We start from the raw sequence: 1792 nt of genomic DNA on the forward strand, positions 1-1792 counted from the left end.
GGTGGGGGACGGGGCTGAAGCCCTCTCCTCTCCGGTACCGGCTCGCTCTGGGTGCGCAACGGCCCCTGTCTCCCCTTATGGGGGGGCAGGGGCCGTATGTATCTCTGACCGTCTTGCAGCCGGGCCGGCCTGCTCGGCCTGCGATGCCGACCCGATCAGCCACGGGCGTTTCGGTTGGCCGGGCTGGCCGGTCGTTTGGGTTGGCCGGGCTGGCCGGTCGTTCCGGTTGGCCGGGCGTTTCGGTCAGCCCGCGAGGGACTTCTTGACCGCTGCGGCGACGCGGCCGCCCTCCGCCAGGCCGACCACCTTCGGGTTCACGATCTTCATGACGGCGCCCATCGCCCGCGGACCCTCGGCACCGGCCGCCTTCGCCTCCGCGACGGCCTGGGCGACGATGGCCTCCAGTTCCTCGTCGCCGAGCTGCTTGGGCAGGTACGTGGCGAGAATCTCGCCCTCCGCCTTCTCCCGCTCGGCCGACTCGGCCCGACCACCCTGCGCGAAGGCGTCCGCGGCCTCGCGGCGCTTCTTCGCCTCACGGGTGATCACCTTCTGCACCTCGTCGTCGGAGAGCTCGCGCTTGGTCGTGCCCGCGACCTCTTCCTTCGTGATCGCGGTGAGGGTCAGCCGGAGCGTCGAGGAGCGGAGCTCATCGCGCTCCTTGATCGCAGCGTTGAGGTCTTCCTTGAGCTTCGACTTGAGCGTGGTCATGGGTTTGATTGTCGCAGGTACGGACGGAACGACGCCCCTTCATTTTGGGGAGCGGCACGTCAGGGACAACTGAGGGGCCGCTCAGGGATGTTCCAGGGACGGGTGAGGTCCGGGCAGCCGACCGGGTCTGACACGATGGTCGTATGCGCGCGCGATACGGAGTACCTCTGTCCATCGCGGCGGCAGGCGCCGCCGGTCTGGTGTACTCGGCGGGATTCGAGGCCCGCTCCTTCCGCCTCCGGAGGGTGACGGTCCCCGTCCTTCCCGCCGGGATGCGGCCCCTGCGCGTATTGCAGGTGTCCGACATCCACATGGTCGGCGGCCAGCGCAAGAAGCAGCGCTGGCTCCGCTCGCTGGCCGGCCTGCGCCCCGACTTCGTGATCAACACCGGGGACAACCTGTCCGACCCGGAGGGCATCCCCGAGGTTCTCGACGCCCTCGGCCCGCTGATGGAGTTCCCGGGCGCGTACGTCTTCGGCTCCAACGACTACTACGGCCCCACGCCGCGCAACCCCGCCCGCTACCTGTCCGAGAAGATCCAGGGCAAGCACGGGCTGAACGGCAATCCGCCCGTGGTCGGCGTCGTCCACAACCAATGGGAAGACCTGCGCGACGGCTTCGACGGCGCCGGCTGGGTCAACCTCACGAACACCCGCGGCACGCTGAAGATCGACGGCGTGTCGGTGGAACTGACGGGGCTGGACGACCCGCACATCAAGCGGGACCGGTACGCGCAGGTGGCCGGCGGCCCGTCGGAGACGGCGGACTTCTCGATGGGCGTCGTGCACGCGCCGTACCTCCGCGTCCTGGACTCGTACACGGCGGACGGCTACCCCCTGATCCTGGCCGGCCACACACACGGGGGTCAGCTGTGCATCCCCTTCTACGGTGCCCTCGTCACCAACTGCGACCTGGACACAGACCGGGTGAAGGGCCTGTCCACGCACACGGTGGACGACCGTACGGCGTACCTGCACGTGTCTGCGGGCTGCGGCACGAACCGCTACACGCCGGTGCGGTTCGCGTGCCCGCCGGAGGTGACGTTGTTGACGTTGGTAGGGAAGGAGTAGGGGCTGGGCTGGGC

Annotated in this window: 2 protein-coding genes; one reads left to right on the top strand and one right to left on the bottom strand. The window is 69.3% G+C overall.

Translation table 11 applies throughout. The features are described from left to right. Positions 1-243 precede the first annotated feature (243 nt). Complete coding sequence (locus tag P1P75_RS41385; RefSeq protein ID WP_319265177.1) at positions 244-708, bottom strand: GatB/YqeY domain-containing protein; 465 nt, start codon at positions 706-708, stop codon at positions 244-246. Between the two features lie 143 nt (positions 709-851). On the opposite strand from P1P75_RS41385, the gene P1P75_RS41390 reads away from it, so the two are divergent. Next, the gene (locus tag P1P75_RS41390; protein ID WP_319265179.1) at positions 852-1778 is read left to right on the top strand and encodes a metallophosphoesterase; all 927 of its coding nucleotides are present in this window, start codon (positions 852-854) and stop codon (positions 1776-1778) included. Positions 1779-1792: the final 14 nt, after the last annotated feature.

It is taken from the genome of Streptomyces sp. ID05-39B, assembly GCF_033794725.1.
Classification (GTDB): Bacteria; Actinomycetota; Actinomycetes; order Streptomycetales; family Streptomycetaceae; genus Streptomyces; species Streptomyces bobili.

What these genes read in the sequence shown, in the direction of transcription:
- P1P75_RS41385 (WP_319265177.1), bottom strand. Translation starts at nt 708, where the DNA reads ATGACCACGCTCAAGTCGAAGCTCAAGGAAGACCTCAACGCTGCGATC.
- P1P75_RS41390 (WP_319265179.1), top strand. Translation starts at nt 852, where the DNA reads ATGCGCGCGCGATACGGAGTACCTCTGTCCATCGCGGCGGCAGGCGCC.